Here is an 18,836-nt window from a genome sequence, read left to right on the forward strand (position 1 = left end):
CCCTGCCGTCATGTGTCGTTCCACATCCGCACTTCCTGTCCCGTATCGAGGAGAAAGAGATAGCGTTCTTTCACGGGTTTTCCAAGAATGGTCTCCACGGCGCTGCCGTAAAGGTCAATTTGGAACCGATAGCGTGCCCGCGCCGCATCCGCGGAGATTTTTCTATCGGTCTTATAATCGAGCAGCACATAATTGCCGTTTTCTTCTTCAAAGAGCACATCGATGATGCCTTGCAGAAAGATTTTGTCTCCGGCATCCTGCGCCTCCGTATAATAGTTCTGCGCGGGCAAGAGTCGCCCGAACGGGAGTTCCCGATAAACGGCTTTTGCCGCACGCATACGGCGGCCGAGCCGAGAGGCTGCAAATTTCCATATGTGTTCGATTCGAATGCTATCGCGTTCCGCCTCCGTGAGAATCCCCTGCGCGAGCAGCGCATCCGCCTGCCGGACAATGGCGTCGATATCCGCGGCATCCGAGAGGTCGAGCTGCTGCATGACCGTATGCATCGCAATACCGCGCTCCATCGGCGTGAGATACGTATGCGCCGCGCTGCGGAGAAACTGCGGCGTCTCCCACGCGTCTGCACCAACCGATGATTCGCTGACGGCGGGCGCAAAAGGCGGCAGTGCCTCCTCCACGGCGGCACGCTGCCGTTTCAGTTCCGTGACGCTGGTCTTGGCGTGGATATGCTCCGTCCCGCGCGCATCGTAACGCCAGTCTAGGATGCGCGCGACATCCGCTGCCGCTACGCTCTCCGGAAGAGGTTCGTCCGCAGCTACGGCGGCAAGCACCGAATCATTCTCGTCCGCAGGTTTCCGCTGCACAGCGCGCGCATCTTCCTCTAAAATACGGACATCGAACCGCGCTGCGGGTGAAGCGGGCGGATATAGTGTAATGTCCGCCGCGCTTCCAAAGAGCAGCGCACCGTCCGGATGGCGCATGAGTGCGAGCGCAATCCAGTCGAGATAGGACTTCCCCGCGAGGATTGCCTCGTCCGGCAAAGCGGCATCCTTCTCCCGCGCGTATGCCAAACATTTTTCGCGCAGCTGTTCCAGCTTATCCTTGCCGCTGCGCGTCACATTCAGCGTCCCCGTCAGAACGAGTTTTTCCTGTGCGCGCGTCATGGCGACGTAGAGGATGCGCATTTCCTCCGCCTTGGTCTCTCTCTTGATCGCCGCCTTAACGCGGCGCAGCGATAGCGTATCGTATTTCTGCCGCCCCACCGACGTATTTTCATAGACGCGCAGGCCGATGCCTTCCCGCGCATGGTAGAGAAGATCGCCGCGCATATCCTGCTCGTTGAACGCGCCGCCGATGTTGGCCAAAAAGACGACAGGAAACTCAAGCCCCTTGCTCTTATGGATGGTCATGATGCGCACGACGTTCTCGCTTTCGCCGAGCGTACGGGCAACGGATAAATCCGTATTGCGCCTGCGCAGCGCGTCGATATAGCGCAGGAACCGAAAGAGCCCGCGCTCGTTCGTGCGTTCAAACTCCGCCGCCCGGTCGATGAGCATACGCAGGTTCGCCTGCCGCAGAACGCCGCCGGGAAGCGCTCCCACATAGTCGTAGTATCCCGTGTCGCGATAGAGCATCCAAAGAAGTTCCGGCACACTGTGCACGAGCGCATAGCTGCGCCAAGCGCGGATACGGTCGATCGCCGCGTGCGCGCGTGTCACAATGCCCGCGGGTATTTCATCCCCCGCCTCTGCCGTCAGCATCTCGTAGATACTTCCATGCGGCGTGTTGACACGCAGATATGCCAGTTCCTCCATACGCAGGCCGATCATCGGCGAGGCAAGCACCGCCGTGAGCGCGGTGTCCTGCCGCGCATTGTCGAGCGAGGCAAGCAAGGCGAGCATCATGCGTATCTCGCTCGACTCGAAATAGCCCGCCGTCTCGTCCGCGTATGCGGGAATTCCCTCCGTGCGGAGCACCTCGAGCAGGATATTCGCCCGCTCTTTTGCCGCACGCAGAAGAATCACGATATCTCTGTAAGAAAGCGGATGTCCGCCGTGCCCGTCGTGCACGATGTAGTTCTCTTCCGTGAGCGTACGAATACGCCGCGCAATCCATCGCGCCTCTACCTCGAAGGCCTTCAGTTCTGCGGCCTCCCCCGCGGATTCGTCATCCGTCTCCGCAGCATAATCTACATGGAGCAGATTCAGCTCCAGGGGGCCCGCAAGAGATTTTCCATCCGTGAGGGCGTCCTCAAAGATGCGCTCGGGATTGAGACGCGCCTTTTCATCGTATGCAATCTCAACGGCGCTGTCGGTCATGACCTGTGAAAAGATATAATTAATGGGTTCGAGCACCTCGGCACGACTGCGGAAATTCTCCGACATCGTGACGAGCGTGCCCTCCGCCGCCCCCCCGCGGTATGCCCGATACGTCTCTTGGAAGAGTGTCGGATCCGCGAGCCGGAACCGATAGATGCTCTGTTTCACATCGCCGACAATAAACCGGTTGTCGCTGCGCGCAATCTGCCGCAGAATCCCCTCCTGCAAACCATTGGTATCTTGGTATTCGTCCACCATGACGGCATCGAAACGTTCCTGCAGCGCGCGGGCAGTCTCCGTCGGGTCTGCAACGGTCGGATTCTCCTGTAGCCGCTCGGGATGCGCGCACAAAAGCCGCAGCGTCTCATGCTCGAGGTCGCTGAAATCCAAGAGGCCGCGCGCAATTTTTTCACGGCGAAGCGCACGGTGAAACTCTATTGCCAACTGCGCGTAGCGTCGAACGGCCGCATTTGCCCGATTCTCCGCGGCGCAGAGTTCCGCAGGCGTCGGGGCGAGCTGCGCCGTACAGGCATCCCAAGCCGCGTGAATTTTTCCGGTCAGCCGATTGAATGCGGCGCCTACCGCGGTATTAGCCTCCTCTACCTGCTTGCGCGGAAGGCTCGACCGCGCCTTCTTCGCCGCCGCGGCAGTTTCTAAAAACTGCGTCCATCCCGCATCGTCATGCGCCTGCGCAAACGCCTCCACGGCGCCTTGCAGCTCCTCGTTAACGCCCAAATTATGAATGAGAATGTCGCGGCATTTTGCCGCCGCCGCGCAGAAGTCCTCCTCTTGCGCCGCTAAGAGTTCAATCGCGCGGCGATAGTCCGCGCACAGCTTTGCGATCGTCCGGCGGAGTTCATCTGCGAGCACATGGAAACCCGTGCGTGCCCAAAAGGGCGTATCGTCCGGCTCGCTGCCCTGCGCGCCAAGCCATGTCTCGGGGGATGGCTGGCTGAGCGAAAAATGATACAGGGCGAGCGTCTCGCGCTGGAGCTTATCGTCGTCTCCCTTCTCCCCGCCGTAGGCGTCGGCAAAGGCCAGAAAGCCGTCCGCGTCCCCATGCTCCTCGGCATCGTCGTATTTCTTTTCCAATACCGCCTCGAACACATCGTTTTTGAACAGCCGCATCTCCTGCTCGCTCGCAAGACGGAAATTCGGCGGAATATCCGTCGCGTCGATATGCTCCTGCAAAAGGCGCTGGCAAAAGGAGTGGAACGTCGAGATATCCGCCCCTGTCAATAGGATACGCTGACGTTCAAGCGCGGCAATTTCCTCATCCGCATCGGAATTATCCGCCCGCTCCGCCGCGATTGCATCGATTTCCGCATTGAGCGCCTGCTCAATGCGCTCGCGCATCTCCGACGCCGCCGCCTTCGTAAAGGTCAGAACGAGAATCCTGTCCAGCGAAATCTCCGCGCGGCGCACCTGCGCGATGATGCGCTCCACGAGCACGCGCGTCTTGCCCGAGCCCGCCGCCGCGGCGACAAGGATATTCTGACCGCGCAGTTCAATCGCCTGCCGTTGGTCCGCCGTAAAGCGCATTTCATTCGCCATCCGTATCTCCCTCCTCTCTTACGGCCTTTGCAATCTCCGCCATCGCCGCCTGCGCATCGTCCGGGATATCGCGATAGACATCCCCCCGCTCCAGTGCAAACCCGCAGACGGCACGGTAATCGCAGAACGTACAGGCATTGCGCTCCTTGAACCGATACGGCGCCGCCGCGATATCGCCGCGCAGAATATCCTCGGCGGTCCCCTGTACGAGCATCGGCAGGAACGCGAGCAGCTGCTCAAACTCCTCCCGCGCGCGCAGATATTTTGCGGAGCTCTTCGAGAGCTCCTTGCCGTTTTTATTGACGGAAACGCAAATATGTTCGGCTAACGCGTCGATACGCCGCACAATCTCGGCGTCGTCAATCAAAAAGCCCGTCAGCAGCATTTTTTTCGAAATCTCTTCCTGCAGCGCCTCGTCGCCGAGCCGCGTATCCTTCTTGACAATCGGATTGACTGCCGGCGCATAGAGCATCCCCGCGGGGAAACTGTCCATATCGCTCAGCAGGCCGCGGACGACATAGAGGTAGAGCAGCAGCTGCATCTTGAGACCATAACGAATCTCCGGCAGCTGCAGGGAGACCGCGCCCGTCTTATAATCGAGAACGATATAATACGCCCCGTCCTCCGATACGTCGAGGCGGTCAATCTGCCCGCGCAGGGAGAGCGTCACGCCGCCCGCGAGCGGAAACGCCGCAATCGGTACGCCGTCGTCATGCCTGCCGAAACTGATTTCAAACCCATACGGCCGGAACGAAGACGCCGCCGCCCATGCCGTAAGGTGCCGAATCACCTGCCGTGCGGTGCTGCGAATCCGCTCGATACGGTGCCGGTAACTTGCGCAGCTCAGCAGCACCTCGCTGCGCACCTGCGGCACAATCTCCGACAGCAGTGCGTCGATCTTCTGATCCCCATATTCCGCCGCCGCAGCCCAATCATTTTGATGCGCCGCGCGCACCCATTCCCCGTAACCGCGGAGAACACCGTGCAAAAGGGTTCCAAAGTCATTGCTTTGAAATTCGTAACGGTCGCGCTCACGCAGTCCCAGCCCATACTGCGCAAAATGCCGGAACGGGCACTGACGGAACGTCTCGAGCCGCGTCGTACTCCCGCCGATACGGCCGCCGCGCGCAAATAGACGCACCGCAAGCGCCGGCGGAATCTCGTTCTCGCGCAGATGGGCAAAGAGCCCGCCCACCATGAGACGCAGCGGCGCGCGCATCTCCTCGCTGTCCCGCATCCAGTTGTAGACATCCCGCCACAAGGGGCACATCTCGCCGCGTTCCTTTTGCCCGAGCAGGGCGCCTGCCAGTGAAGAGAGCGCGGGATAGGGCGCCGCAAGCACGAGTTCATCCGTGCGCTCGACCGCGGCAAGGGGAATGGAGAGAAATGTCGGACGCAGCATATGCAGCCGCCTTACGAGCGGCGACGGTGCGAGCGCCGCGCCGTCGCTCCCGGCAAGCGCATAGGACACCCAGAGATAGTCGCGCGCTTCCGTAAAACCGCGGTAAAGCCGGTAGCGCTCCAAAAAGCTCTGCTCGCGGCCCCCGCCGAATATTGCCGGCGACGCGTCCGCATGCATCGCGCGAAACGATTCGTTGAGGGAGAGGCGGTCGGCATCCGAAAGCATGCCCTGCGGGGCGCCGGCACGCGGCATCGTTCCCGCATTTGCCCCGACAATATAGGCGGCGCGGATGCCCGCAAGGCTGTTTTGGTCGAAGGAGGCAATCGTCACATGATCGAGTCCCGGCGGAATCAAAGAAATCTCGAGGGCGTCAAGCCCGTCGGAGAGGATTTCCTCATAGTCGCGCGCAGAGATCTCCGCATCGCCGCCAATCTCGACAAGTTGATCGAATAGGTTCATGCAGGACGCCCATATCTGCCGATGTGCCGCCGCATCGGCAAGCCGGCCATCCGCATTGGCAGCCGCACGCCAGCGCTCCAAACTCTCGGCGGCATGAAGTTCGGCGAGAAAATCGTAAAGCGCCTGCGTGCGGGCGCGCGCCGTTCCGTCCTTTCGGCTCAGATGCTGTTTGAGCAGGGAAAGGGGCGCGGCAATCCGCCGCCGCATAGCGTCGATCGCTTTCTCCTCGGCAATGCGCAGCGCATCCTGTTCCGTTAAATGTTCCGCCGCAGCGACGCCGCGGCGCACGAAGTCCCAATCTTCCGTCGCCGTCCACTGCCGCTCCGAGCGGATGCCGTATGCCAAGCAGTAATTTTCGAGGCAATCCACCGCCTCCTGCCAATCTCCGCCCAAAGGAAATACGGACGTTTCTCCCCCGTCTTCTCCTTCCGAGACGGGAAAGAACCCCGTACGCAGGGCGCGGAACATCGTCTCATACCCCCAGCCGCGCCATGCCGTCTGTGCGGCGGCGCGCAGGAGTTCTGCAAGCGGATGATGCGTGCTTGGTCTCTTTGCGTCCAAATAACACGGAATGCCGTAATCGGCAAAGACAAGAGTCAGGAGCTGTCCGTAACGCTCCGTATCTCGGACGAGAACGGCAATCTCGCTGCAGCGGTATCCGTGGTCGCGCACCAGACGCAGAATGTCCGCCGCGGCGGCCTCCGCCTCAAGGCGCGGATTCGCCGCCTCAACGAGCCGGAGGGCATCGTCTTCCGCGGGCACAAGCCGCCCATGTCCGAAGAGCCCCGTTTCGACGGCCGCAAGAGACGACCGCTGCGTTCTGCGCTGTCCCTCCATCAGGCGAATCGAAGATTCTGCGTGCGGGTCGACCTCCGCAAGCGCCTGTTCCAAGCTGCGCATCGTGCGGTACCCAAGGGAGAACAGCCCCGTCTCCAGCGTATTCTCCGGCAGATTCACACGAATCTCGCCGCCCTCTAGCCTGCCCTCCATCGTCAAACTCACATGAACGGACGCCGCCGTCTCGAAGAGCGCGCGAAATACGGCAAGCTCCTGCGGATTGAAAAAGTCGAAACCGTCCGCCCAAATCTCGGCGCTGCGAAGAAACGGCGCATCCTTCAACTGACGGGCAAGCCGCTCCATACGGTCGGTATGGTCCGTGAGCCGCCCCTCCATACGCGCGGCGAGGTCGTCCATCACAACGGACAACGCGATGAGTTTCTGCGGCAGCCGCTCCCTTCCCGTACCCATCCGCTCTGCCGACGCACGGAGGAGGTCGGGGCGCAGTCGATAGCGCCTGAGTTCGGCAATCGTACCCGCAAGCGTCTCCGTAAAACCGCGTTTGCGTATGGAGTGCGCAAAGGCGGGGAGCTCCTCCGCTCGTTTGATGAGAATATCCTTGAGCAGCATCCGCAGCCCGATGTCGCTGATACGCGGCATATGCGCTCCGCCCGTCTCGAGCAAAACCTGATGCGCAAAGCGGCGAAAGCCGAAGACATAGGCTTGGAGGAATCCCGCGCCGTGCGTCAGCGTCTCGGCAAGCGCACGTTCCGCGGCATAGGTCATGTGCTCGGGCACGAGGAGAATGCGCTGCCGGCCGAGCGGCGCCCGTTCGATTTCATCTCTCATCCCGCCGAGACAAGCATGGGTCTTTCCCGTACCCGCACGCCCGATGATAAATTCCAGTTTCGCCGTCATAACGCCTCCGTGCCGCCCGCTGCAAAATGCGCTCTGCTGCCCTGTGCCGTTCGCTCGACAAGGAGATGCATAGGAATGCGGGCGCGCAGTTCCTCCACATGCGAAATGATGCCGACAAGCCGTCCGCCTTCCCGCTGCACCTCGAGCAGCGCGCGGACAGCGACGTCGAGCGTCTCGCTGTCGAGCGAACCGAATCCCTCGTCGATGAAAATCATATCGAGATGCATCCCGCCCGCATAGTGCTGCACAACGTCGGAAAGCCCGAGCGCAAGCGCGAGCGAGGCAAGGAATGTCTCGCCGCCCGAGAGCGTCTGCGATTTGCGCGGAAGTCCCTCGTACTCGTCGAACACGTCGATTTCAAGTCCCCACCACTTATTTTTATGCCCGCCCTCTCCGTGCGCAAGGCGATAGCGTCCGCGGCTCATCACGACGAGCCGCGCGTTCGCCGCCTCAATCACATCGCTCAGAATCGAGCGCAGCACATAGGTCTGAAAGTGTACCTGATACGGGGCTTTCGCTGACGCGACCTGCGCGAGTTTCCCCATGACGCGGTAGCGCTCCGCATGGGCTTCTCCGGCCTTATGCAGGGCATCGATATCGTACATCATACGGTTCAGCCCGTTCAGTCGTTCCGTGCGGCTGCCCTGTGCCCGCGCCGCCTCCTTGACCGCCGTGTCCGCCGTTGTTTCCGCCGCCATGAGCGCGGACATATCGGGCGCGCTCACGCCGAAAGCGGCGCGCTCCGCCTTTTTCATCAGCTCTACGGCGGCGGTATAGTTGTCCGTATGCTCCTTGATACGTTCTTCGACTCTTTTATGGAACGCCGGATTCGCCCAATCCCCTTCGACCGCCGCGCGGTATTCTTCCTCCGACGGGAACCCCGCCTCCGTGCGCGCGGCTGCAAACGCCTCCGCCGCCGTGCGGTGCGTCTCTGCGCTCTCCTCGGCGGCGGTCACTTTCACACGCAGTTCCGTTTCCGCGCGCGCAAAAACGGCGACAGCGTCCTTTTCCTTCTGCTGTGCCGCAAGATATGCCGCTTTTGCCATCTCCGCCGCATGTTTGACGTTCTGCAGCTCCTCCTCGAGCGCAGCGCCGTCCCGATATTCCGCCGGGAGCTGCGCCTCAAGCGCCCGCACCTCGCCTTCGCGCAGGCGCAGCGCATCGTGGGCCGCCTGTGCCGCCTTCTCTTTCTCGGTGCACGACACCTCCAGCTGCATGAGGTTCTTCTTGTCCTTTACAAGGCGCGTTTTCGCCTCTGCGCACTCCGTCCGTGCACGCGCGAGCGCATCGCCGCGCGCCTTCGTGCGCCGCGTGAGGTCCTCCAGCGTATCTGCGCCGAGAACATCCGCCAACGCCTTCTGTGCGCGGCGTATATCCTGTTCCGTACGCTCCCGCTGCGCCCTGCATTCCTCCGCCCGCGTACGGCATTGCTGCAGATGACGCTCCGCCTCTTCTTCCATCTGCGCAGCCGTGTCTAACTCCTGTGCAGAAGGGATATCCTCCGCATGAACGGCGGGGTGCGGATGCGCGAGGGCGCCGCAAACGGGACACGGTTTCCCTTCGGCAAGGGTCTCGGCGAGGCGGGCTGCACTGCCGAGGTCATAGAGAATCTGCAGCTGCCGCCGCGTTGTTTTGGCGGCGGTTCGTTTTTGCTCCGCCGCCGTGCATGCATCCTGCGCCTCTTGCTCTGCCTTATGCAGTCGGGGCATCTGTGCGGAGAGTATCTCCGCCTCCTCCGCTGTCCTTCGGCAGCGGTTCAGCCGCTCTTCTTCCTGCGCCGCAGCCTCCGCGCCCACAAGCGTTTTATCAAGCGCCGCAATACGCTCTTCCGCCGCCTGTATTTGTGCATTCAATGCCTGAAGTGCCGCCGCATCCGCATCTTTCTGCTCCTGTGCTTGTACGGCGTTTGCGCGGAGCTGCTCCGCAGCGCCGCGGCACTCCGCCAGCTGCTGTGCCTGCACGACATAAGCGGACAGCGCCTGCATCCGCTGCGTGAGGCGTGTGCGTTCCTCTTCGCGTGCCTCCTCATGTCGGAGCACTTCCTGTGCCGCGATGTATATCTTCTGTGCCTCTATACAACGGCGCTGCGCATCTGTCCGTTCCTCTTCTTTACGCTTTGCCTGTATCGCAGATTGCTGTTCCTCACGCTCTTTATACCACACGGGGAGCGCACGGCGCGCGCGCTCGAGTTGCACGCGATACGCCTCTACGGAGCGTTCCTTCGCCCGCATCTCATCGGCATGTTTCCGCGCCCCCGCAAGCTCTTGCAATTTCGTCTCCGCAGCCGCCCCCGCCTCACGCGCGCGGCGTGCCTCCTGCGCCTGCCGCTCCATCTCATCGAGCCGCGCCGCATGCAGTTTCGTCTCTTCTTCAAGCCGCGCGATGCGTTCGCGCAGTTCCTTCGCCGAGCCGAGCTGCTCCGTTTCGAGCATCTGTGCCGTCCGCGCCCGCATCTCTGCCGATTCCCGTTCGAGTTCCTGCGCCTCTCGCACCAAGGCCTCCTCGAGCCGCCGATAGCGCTCCGTACGGAAGATGCGCTGCATAATGGCGCTGCGGTCTTTGACCTCGGCAAGTAAAAAGCGTTGGAACTGCCCCTGAGGAAGGAGTACCACTTGACGAAACTGATCCGCATCGAAACCGATCAGTTCTCCGATGCGCTTTGAGACCTCCGTCACATTGGAAGCGAGCAGAATCTCTTCGCCCGTTTCCCCGATATCCGGAATTCTGTACAGCTGCCCCGTCGCCGCGCGGCGCGTCATCTTCCCGCGCGACATACGCTCATACATAGGGGAGCGCACGATGCGGTAGCGCCGCCGCCCCAGCGCAAATACGTACTCCACCTCCGTCACCCGCTCCGGCGGCGCGGCGGAGGAGCGCAGCATCCCACCCTCGCGTACGTTGTCACTCGATTCGCCGTACAATGCAAATACGATTGCATCCAGTATCGTCGTCTTGCCCGCGCCCGTCGCCCCATGAATCAATACGAACGGCACGCCCGCAAGCGCCGCCTCAAAGTCCAGCACCTGTTCCTCGAGGTAGGAGCCGAATGCCTGCATCCGCAGCTTTAGTGGTCTCACTCCGCCCGCTCCTCTCTTTCCAGGTCATCGATGACACGGCTCAGCGCACGCTCCTCCTCGGGCGACATCTCCTCCTTCGTCACATCCGCGAAAAAATCTGCAAAGAGACGGAAATCCGACTGCCCGCGCTCATATGTCCTTTCATTCGAAGAAAGGCGCCCCATATTGATATTGGGACGCGTGATGGAAAAGAGGTTCGGATATATCTGCCGCAGTTTCTCATGTGCGGCAAGGACGGCGTCGCTGTCGAGGAGCTCCGCACAGATATAGTCGTCATGCGGCAAAGGGTCGAATCCCTCCGACAGGAGTTCGGTCATCAGCCCGCTGACAATGCGTACGTCATGACGCGGCGCAAGGGGATAAAAGGCATGGGACACCGCCCCCGCGCCGTCGATATCGACGAGTTCGACGCCTTTTTTCTGGCGCGCCTCGTCAAACGAATACTTGAGCAGCGAACCGGAATATCGTATATGTTCCGCCCCCGCCCGCTGAGGCGCGTGCAGATGTCCGAGCGCCGTATAGTTATACGCCGCAAAATTCTCCGTCCGCACCTGGTCGCTGCCGCCGACGGACAGCGCGTGCTCTGACTCCGACGGCTGTCCGCCCACGACAAAGGCATGCGCCACAGCCACACTGCGCGCCCCTGCCGGAATCTGTGCCCGCGCCGCCGCAATCTGCACGCCGAGCGCGGCGTCAAACGACGGCATAGATTCCAGAGCAAACGCCTCCTTCACATGCGGCGGGTCCCCATAGGGAATCAGGGAGAAATATACGTCCCCATACGCGTCGGAAAGTACGACGGGCGGCTGCGCGGCGCGCACCGTTCCGGCGGGATACACGCCCGACGCGCGCAGCAGCTCCGCGCCGAACCCGAGGCGCACGGCGCTGTCGTGGTTGCCCGCGATAAAGAGCGCCTTGATATTGCGCGCAGCGAGTTTTGCAAGAGTTTCGCTGAAGAGCGCCACAGCCTCCGGCGGCGGAATCGCACGGTCGTATACGTCGCCCGCGATGACAAGCGCGTCCGGACGAACATCCGCGCAGAGCGCCAGCAGTTCGTCGAGCACATACGCTTGGTCCTCCGTCATATGCCGCTGTCCGAACAGTTTTCCCAAATGCCAGTCTGCCGTATGGATAAAACGCATAGAGATCCCTCACACTCCATAGGATTCCAGAATTATGTCTCTATCATGCGCCGCAGCGTCGCCTCGTCCAGGATGGGAATACCCAAGGACTCCGCCTTTGCGAGTTTTCCGCCCGCCGCGTCTCCCGCTACGAGGTAATCCGTTTTCTTCGATACCGAGCCCTTCACCGTGCCGCCGTACGCGGCGATGAGCGCCGCGCATTCCTCACGGGACAGCGTTGGGAGCGTTCCCGTAATGACAAAGGATTTGCCGTCGAGCGCCGTTCCCGCGCGTTCCACCGGGGCGGATGCGAAGTTCACGCCCGCCGCACGAAATTTCTCGAGAAGCTCTCTGCCCGCCGTGGAGCCAAAGAACTCCGCAAGATTCCGCACGCTGATCTCGCCCATATCGGGGACGGCAAGAATCTGCGCCGTATCCCCGCGCGCCGCCTCTGCGAGCGCATCGAGCGTCGGAAACGCCCGCATCAAAGAAATTGCCGCCGCACGTCCGATGCCCGCGATGCCGAGTCCTGTGAGGAGGCGGTCGGGAGGATTTCCCTTACTGTGCTCGATGGTTTCGAGCAGCTTATTGACGCTCTTTTTGCGTCCGATGATACCGGAGACAATCAATTCGTCACGATGTTCATGCAGCGCATAGATATCCGCAATATCATGCAGATATCCGGCATGTGTCAGCGCAATGACTGCCGCGGCGCCGAATCCCTTGATATCCATTGCCGTACGGCTGACAAAATGTAGAATATGATTTTCCACCTGTGCGGGACAGACGGGATTTTGACATTTCATATCGGCGGTATCCGCCTCGCGTACCGCCTGCTGCCCGCAGACGGGACAAGTATTGCCGATGACGTACGGCACGGTTCCCGCGGGGCGTTTCTCCATGACGACCGCCTTGACGCGCGGGATGATTTCGCCCGACTTATAGACAAGGATCGTATCGCCGACGCGAATATCGAGCCCCGCGATATAATCTTGATTGTGCAGCGTCGCGCGCTCTACGCGCGTACCGCAGAGCTGCACCGGATCGAAGACGGCCGTCGGCGTAATGCGTCCCGTGCGTCCGACGGATAGTTCGACGGCACGGAGCACCGTCTCTTTTTCCTCGGGCGGATACTTATACGCGATCGCCCAACGCGGCGCCTTCGCCGTCGCCCCGAGCTCCGCGCGCTGCGCAAAATCGTTGACCTTGACGACGGCGCCGTCGATGTCATAGGGCAGACTGCCGCGCCGTACGCCGATCTCCTCGATGGCCGCCCATACTTCGTCCGCCGTCCGGCAGACCCTATAGCCCGCGATGATTTTAATCCCCTGCGCGCGCATGAAATCATACGCCGCGGTATGCGTCTCAAACGTCCGCCCTTCGGCACGCTGGAGATTAAAGACAAACATGGAGAGTCGGCGTTCGCGCGTCACGCGGGCATCCAGCTGCCGCAGCGTTCCGGCCGCACAGTTGCGCGGGTTTGCAAACGGTTTCAGCCCCAGCAGTTCTTGGCGCTCGTTGACGGCCGCAAACGCCGCGCGCTCCATGTAGACCTCTCCGCGCACCTCAAAATATGGAATCGGATTGTGCAGCCGCTCCGCCACATCCGCAATCGCGCGCGCATTCTCCGTCACATCCTCGCCCTGAACGATCCCGTCGCCGCGCGTGACCGCACGCGCAAGGGTGCCGTTTTCATAGCGGAGCGCCAGCGACAGGCCGTCAATCTTCTCCTCGACGACAAATTCCGCCGATGGAAAGTGCTCGCGTATTCCCGCGACAAAGCCACGGATTTCCTCTTCATCGAATACATCTTGTAAAGACAACATGGGCACGTCGTGTTTAACAAGTACGCCCGCTGTCCGCTGTGCCGATCCGCCGACCTTCTGCGTCGGCGAATTCTTTGTAATGAGCTCGGGGTACTCCGCCTCGATTGCCTTGAGGCGCAGCATCAGTTGGTCGAACTCATAGTCCGAGATATCGGAGGCATTGTCATCGTAATATTGCTTGGAATATCGGCGAATCCGCTTGCGCAGCGCCGCCAGTTCCGCTTTGATCGCGTTGATATCGCTCATACAATCCTCACAGTTTTAAAATCGGAGCGTATTTCTGTATGAATTTCTTAACGCCTTCCCCCGGGAAGGCAATCGTCAGCTCCGCATCCTCGCCCGCACCGCGGATCGAAACGACGCGACCGTCGCCCCATTTGCTGTGCCGCACGGCATCTCCCGCGGCAAACTTCGCCTCCGCATTGGGGCGGATGACGCTTCCGTCCGCCGCCGTATGCTGCGGAGGCGGCGGCATATAGGGACGACGTATGCCGCCCGCGCCGCGCGCCCAGACGTCGGTACGCCCGCCGCGCAGAGCCCCTTCTTCGGACATGAAATCCGCCTGCTTGTGCTCTACGAGATGGTCCGGTATCTCTCCAAGGAACCGCGACGGCCGTGATATCTCCGTCCGTCCATAGATCGTCCGCTGATGCGCATGTGTAAGATAGAGCCTACGCTCGGCGCGTGTGATGCCGACGTAGCAGGTACGCCGCTCCTCCTCAATCTCCGTATCGTCGAGCAGTGTGCGAGAATGCGGGAAAAGCCCCTCCTCCATACCGGCCATGAACACCGTCGGGAACTCCAGTCCCTTTGCCGCATGGAACGTCATCAGCGTGACGCTGCCGTCCGTCCGTTCCGTCTGATCCACATCTGAAATCAGCGAAATCTGAGCGAGGAAATCCTCCAGTCCGTTCTCCCCCTCGGCGGCACCGTCCTCGAAGTTCTTTGCCACACTGATGAATTCGCGCAGATTCTCGAGACGATCCCTGTTGTCCACCTTTTTGTCTTCCTCGAGAGACGCCGCATAGCCGGACTCTTCGATGATATCCTCGACAATCTCGTGCAGGGGGCGCGTTCCCAATTGTCCCATGAACGTAAAGACGAGCGCCGCGAAATCCTCGAGCGCCGTCTTTACTTTAGACGAGATCTTCGGAATCATTGCAAGCATCCGGCTGTCCGTAATCACATCGAACAAGGAGACGCGGTGCTCCGCCGCCGTCTCCGCCATACGAGAGAGCGTCGTTTGCCCCAGGCCGCGCCGCGGCACATTGATGATGCGCAGCAGACTGAGCGTGTCGCGCGGATTATAGATAACGCGCAGATACGCGATGATGTCCCTAATCTCGCGCCGATCGTAAAAGCGCACCGCTCCCACCATCGAATAGGGCACGCCCGAGGCATAGAACGCCTCTTCAATGTTGCGCGACTGTGCATTCGTCCGGTAGAGTACGGCGATATCTCCGTACTTCATATGGAATATCGTGTGCAGGCGCTCGACCTCGCGCACGATATAGGCCGCCTCGTTCTTCTCTGTCGAGCCCTCATAGACGACAATGGGGTCGCCCTCTGCGTTATCCGTCCAGAGCGCCTTTTTCTTGCGCTCCAAATTGTTCTCGATGACCGCATTCGCCGCCGCGAGGATATTCTTTGTCGACCGGTAATTCTGCTCGAGCAGAATGACCGTCGCCTCTGGATAATCGCGCTCAAAATTGAGGATATTCCGCATATCCGCACCGCGCCAGCCGTAAATGGACTGATCCGCGTCCCCCACGACGCAGATATTCCGATGTCCGTCCGCAAGGAGCTTTGTGATTTGATACTGCGCCCCGTTTGTATCCTGATATTCGTCCACGAGAATATAGCGGAACTTCTCCTGATATTTCTTCCGCACTTCTTCGTTCTGCAGCAGGACTGCAACCGTCAGCATCAAAAGGTCGTCGAAATCGAGCGCGTTGTTCGCGCGCAGCTTCGTCTGATAGAGCTCATAGACCTTCGCCACCTGTTCGGCAAAGAAATCGCCCGCCTCCGCCGCGAACTGCGCCGCCGTCAGCAGTCGGTTCTTCGCATCCGAGATATGAGACTGCACCGCGCCCGGCGCCGTGTGCTTCTCATCAATATTCAATTCTTTGAGACATTCGCGGATCAGACCCTTGGTATCCGACGCGTCGTAGATGACAAAGTTTTTCTCATAACCGCTCAGATGATCGATCTCGATGCGCAGAAACCGCGCGCAGAACGAGTGGAACGTACTCAGCCAAACATCGTGCGCCGCATCGCCGATGAGTGTGTCGACGCGGTCGCGCATCTCGCGCGCCGCCTTATTCGTAAACGTGATGGCGAGGATGCGGTACGGAGGCACATCGTGCGCCAAGAGATTGGCAATGCGGTACGTCAGAACGCGTGTCTTGCCGGAGCCCGCCCCCGCCACAATGAGCAGCGGCCCCTCAAGACATGCGACGGCGCGCCGCTGCGGCTCGTTCAGCCCTTGAAACAGATCCATGAAACCTCCTTTTTCCAATAAGAAAGGCGGGCTGCCATATGGCAAACGCCGCCCGTATCGTCCTCGATGTCCTTACGTTTTGATGCGCTTGACCGCCTCGGAGAGCGGCGGGATGATCTGCTTCTTCCGCGACATGACGCCGGGGAGATAGAGATGCGTACCGCTCGTATCCTTGCGGAAGGCCTCCCCGATCAGCGTCCGCGGCGATCCCGTAAAGAGCAGATAGGTCGCCTCCTCAAGAATATCCGTAATCATGACAAGGCTCAAGTCGAACCCCTCCGACTCGCAGATGGACTTCATCGCCGCAATCAGCTCGTCCTCCTTCTCCATGATTTCCTTCGTCCCCATGACGGAGGTCTGGCTGACAATCACGCGGTAGGCGCCGATTGTGAACTCCTTAAGGTCATTGCGCACGATCTCCATCGGCGTCATGTTGCCGACGCTCGAGCCTGCCTTGAGCATATCCAGGCCGTAGGTATTGATGTCGACGTCCGCGATATCCGCAAGACGCTCCGCCGCTTTCTTATCCGCGGGCGTACAGGTGGGCGATTTAAAGAGCACCGTGTCCGAAATAATTGCCGAGAGCAGGAGACCCGCAATCGACGGCGGGATATCGACGTCGTTCTGCCAGTGCATATTTGACACAATCGTCGCCGTACAGCCGACCGGCTCCGCATGGGTATAAATCGGCTCGCTTGTGCTGATGCCGCCGAACCGATGATGATCGATGATCTCGACAATCTTCGCTTCCTCGATGCCCTCGACCGCCTGGTTGCGCTCGTTGTGGTCGACGAGGATCACGCGCACCGGCTCGGAGACCACAATACGATCGCGGCTCACAAGACCGACGATACGGCCGTTTTCCAGCACGGGATAATTGCGGAAATTCGTCTCCTCCATCGTCCCCTTGATATCGGAGAGCAGATCGAGCGGTTTAAAGCAGATCGGATTGTCGTGCATGATGCGGCGAATCGGCACGCACTGATTGATGAGGCGCGCGACCGTGTAGGTATCATAGGGGGTGGAGAGTACAAAGATACCGCGCCGCTCCGCCTCCTCAATCGCCTCGGCGGGAATGCGTCCGTCTCCCGTCACGATGAGACAGGAAATGCCCTGCTCGATGCAGGCAAGGACAACCTCCTGCCGACGATCGCCGATCAGGACGATATCGTTCGTCTTAACGAGTTTGCGGATCGTATGCACACTGCCGGCGGCAATGCGAATCTGCCCCTTGATCGTCTCCCCCTCTTCGCCGGAGACGAGCACGTTGCTGTCCGTTGCATGGATGATGTCGCGATAACGCACGCGCATATCCGAGAGATTCGTCATGCCGAGTTCTTGGAAATACCGTTTCGCAAGATCGCTGACCGAAACGATGCCGACGAGGACGCCCTTGCTGTCCGTTACGGGAATCGACCGCAGATCGTTGTGACGCAGCACCTCACCCAAATAGCGCAGCGTATCGTGCTGACGAACGACGATCTTGCAGTCCATCGCGATATCCTTCACACGCGGATAGAGGTCGGGAATGAGCAGCGGCTGCTCCACATGAAAATACTCCAGCGCGAACTTCGTTTCCTTATTGATTTTCCCCGCGCGCGCCGCCACGGCATTGACCCCCATCGCCTGTTTCAGGTGGGCATATCCGATCGCCGAGCAGATGGAGTCTGTATCCGGATTGCGGTGTCCGATCACATAAATCGGCTTTGCAACGTTCAAAATAATTCCTCCCTAATAGCGGTTTCCACACGCCGTATATCATGGATTTTATTATAGCATACTCAATCAGATGATTCAATTTTTGCAAAAACAAAAACGGCGTGCATTCTATATTGATATGAAAATAATTGAATGTTTTCATTTCTATTGACAATTTATCTCATTGTCGTTATGATTCATTTCATGAGACTTAACCCAATGTATCAAAATTTTAACTCTAAGGAGACCGGTAACCCATGCGTAGTACAACGAAGATTCTCTCTCTTCTGCTGCTCGTCCTGTCCGTCGCCCTCGTCGGCTGCGGCGGTACGGAAAAGACGGCGGACAAACAGACAGATAAGAAAGCGGCGCAGCCGTTCCGCATCGTGACGTCCTTCTACCCGATGTATGTGGCGACGATCAATATTACAGAGGGCGTCGACGGCGTCGAAGTCCGCAATATGACGAAGCCCCAGACCGGCTGTCTGCACGACTATCAGCTGATGACGGAGGATATGAAGACCCTCGAAAATGCGGACGCCTTTGTGATCAACGGCGCCGGCATGGAGGACTTCATGGATAAAGTGACCGAACAGCAGAAAAACCTCAAGGTCATCGACGCCTCGCGCGGCATCAAGCTTATTCATGACGAAGAAGGCGACAATCCTCATGTCTGGCTGAGCGTGACTGACGCCATCCAGCAGGTGCGCAACATTGCCGACCAGCTGAAGGAAGCGGATCCCGCTCATGCGGACGCCTATGAAAAGAATGCCGCCGCTTACATAGATAAGCTCACGGCGCTCAAGACAGAGATGCACGCGGCCCTCGACAACGTGCCGCACAAGGACATCGTTACCTTCCACGAGGCGTTCCCCTATTTCGCGGAGGAATTCCATCTGAATATCATCGGCGTGGTCGAGCGCGAGCCGGGCACGGAACCGACGCCGACCGAGCTGCAGGAAACGATCGAGCAGGTCAAGGGCCTGTCCGCCAAGGTGCTCTTCACCGAGCCGCAGTACTCTCCCGCCGCCGCGGAGACGATCGCACGCGAGACGGGCGCGAAGATCTACACGCTCGATCCCGTCGTTACGGGCGAAGCGACGCCGGAGGCAAAAGACGCTTACATCGATACGATGCGCAAGAACATGAACACACTTAAGGAAGCGCTTCAGTAAAACATATCGATTAGAATAAAGTCTCATGCAACAGAAAACGGGACAGCCGC

8 protein-coding genes are annotated in these 18,836 nt (G+C 59.9%); 1 reads left to right on the top strand and 7 read right to left on the bottom strand.

Annotated elements, in window-relative coordinates; all coding sequences use genetic code 11:
* Positions 1-8: 8 nt before the first annotated feature.
* From addA to HMPREF9161_RS02000, 7 genes are all read right to left on the bottom strand, one after another.
* On the bottom strand, positions 9-3,833 hold the full coding sequence (gene addA, locus HMPREF9161_RS01970) for a helicase-exonuclease AddAB subunit AddA (RefSeq protein WP_009728000.1): 3,825 nt from the start codon (positions 3,831-3,833) through the stop codon (positions 9-11).
* Entirely contained in the window at positions 3,823-7,389 is a 3,567-nt protein-coding gene (locus HMPREF9161_RS01975; RefSeq protein WP_009728001.1) for a PD-(D/E)XK nuclease family protein, read from the bottom strand. The genes addA and HMPREF9161_RS01975 overlap by 11 nt, the downstream gene beginning before the upstream one ends.
* Entirely contained in the window at positions 7,386-10,466 is a 3,081-nt protein-coding gene (locus HMPREF9161_RS01980) for an AAA family ATPase (protein WP_009728002.1), read from the bottom strand. The genes HMPREF9161_RS01975 and HMPREF9161_RS01980 overlap by 4 nt, the downstream gene beginning before the upstream one ends.
* Complete coding sequence (locus HMPREF9161_RS01985; RefSeq protein WP_009728003.1) at positions 10,463-11,608, bottom strand: exonuclease SbcCD subunit D; 1,146 nt, start codon at positions 11,606-11,608, stop codon at positions 10,463-10,465. The genes HMPREF9161_RS01980 and HMPREF9161_RS01985 overlap by 4 nt, the downstream gene beginning before the upstream one ends.
* 32 nt (positions 11,609-11,640) lie before the next feature.
* The gene (ligA, locus tag HMPREF9161_RS01990; RefSeq protein ID WP_009728004.1) at positions 11,641-13,659 is read right to left on the bottom strand and encodes an NAD-dependent DNA ligase LigA; all 2,019 of its coding nucleotides are present in this window, start codon (positions 13,657-13,659) and stop codon (positions 11,641-11,643) included.
* Between the two features lie 7 nt (positions 13,660-13,666).
* Positions 13,667-15,913: a DNA helicase PcrA gene (pcrA, locus tag HMPREF9161_RS01995; RefSeq protein ID WP_009728005.1), complete on the bottom strand. Its 2,247-nt coding sequence runs from the start codon at positions 15,911-15,913 to the stop codon at positions 13,667-13,669.
* Between the two features lie 72 nt (positions 15,914-15,985).
* Complete coding sequence (locus HMPREF9161_RS02000; protein ID WP_009728006.1) at positions 15,986-17,632, bottom strand: putative manganese-dependent inorganic diphosphatase; 1,647 nt, start codon at positions 17,630-17,632, stop codon at positions 15,986-15,988.
* Between the two features lie 236 nt (positions 17,633-17,868).
* On the opposite strand from HMPREF9161_RS02000, the gene HMPREF9161_RS02005 reads away from it, so the two are divergent.
* Positions 17,869-18,786, top strand: coding sequence for a metal ABC transporter substrate-binding protein (locus HMPREF9161_RS02005; RefSeq protein WP_009728007.1), 918 nt, complete (start codon positions 17,869-17,871; stop codon positions 18,784-18,786).
* Positions 18,787-18,836 lie beyond the last annotated feature (50 nt).

This window comes from Selenomonas sp. F0473, assembly GCF_000315545.1.
GTDB lineage: Bacteria > Bacillota > Negativicutes > Selenomonadales > Selenomonadaceae > Centipeda.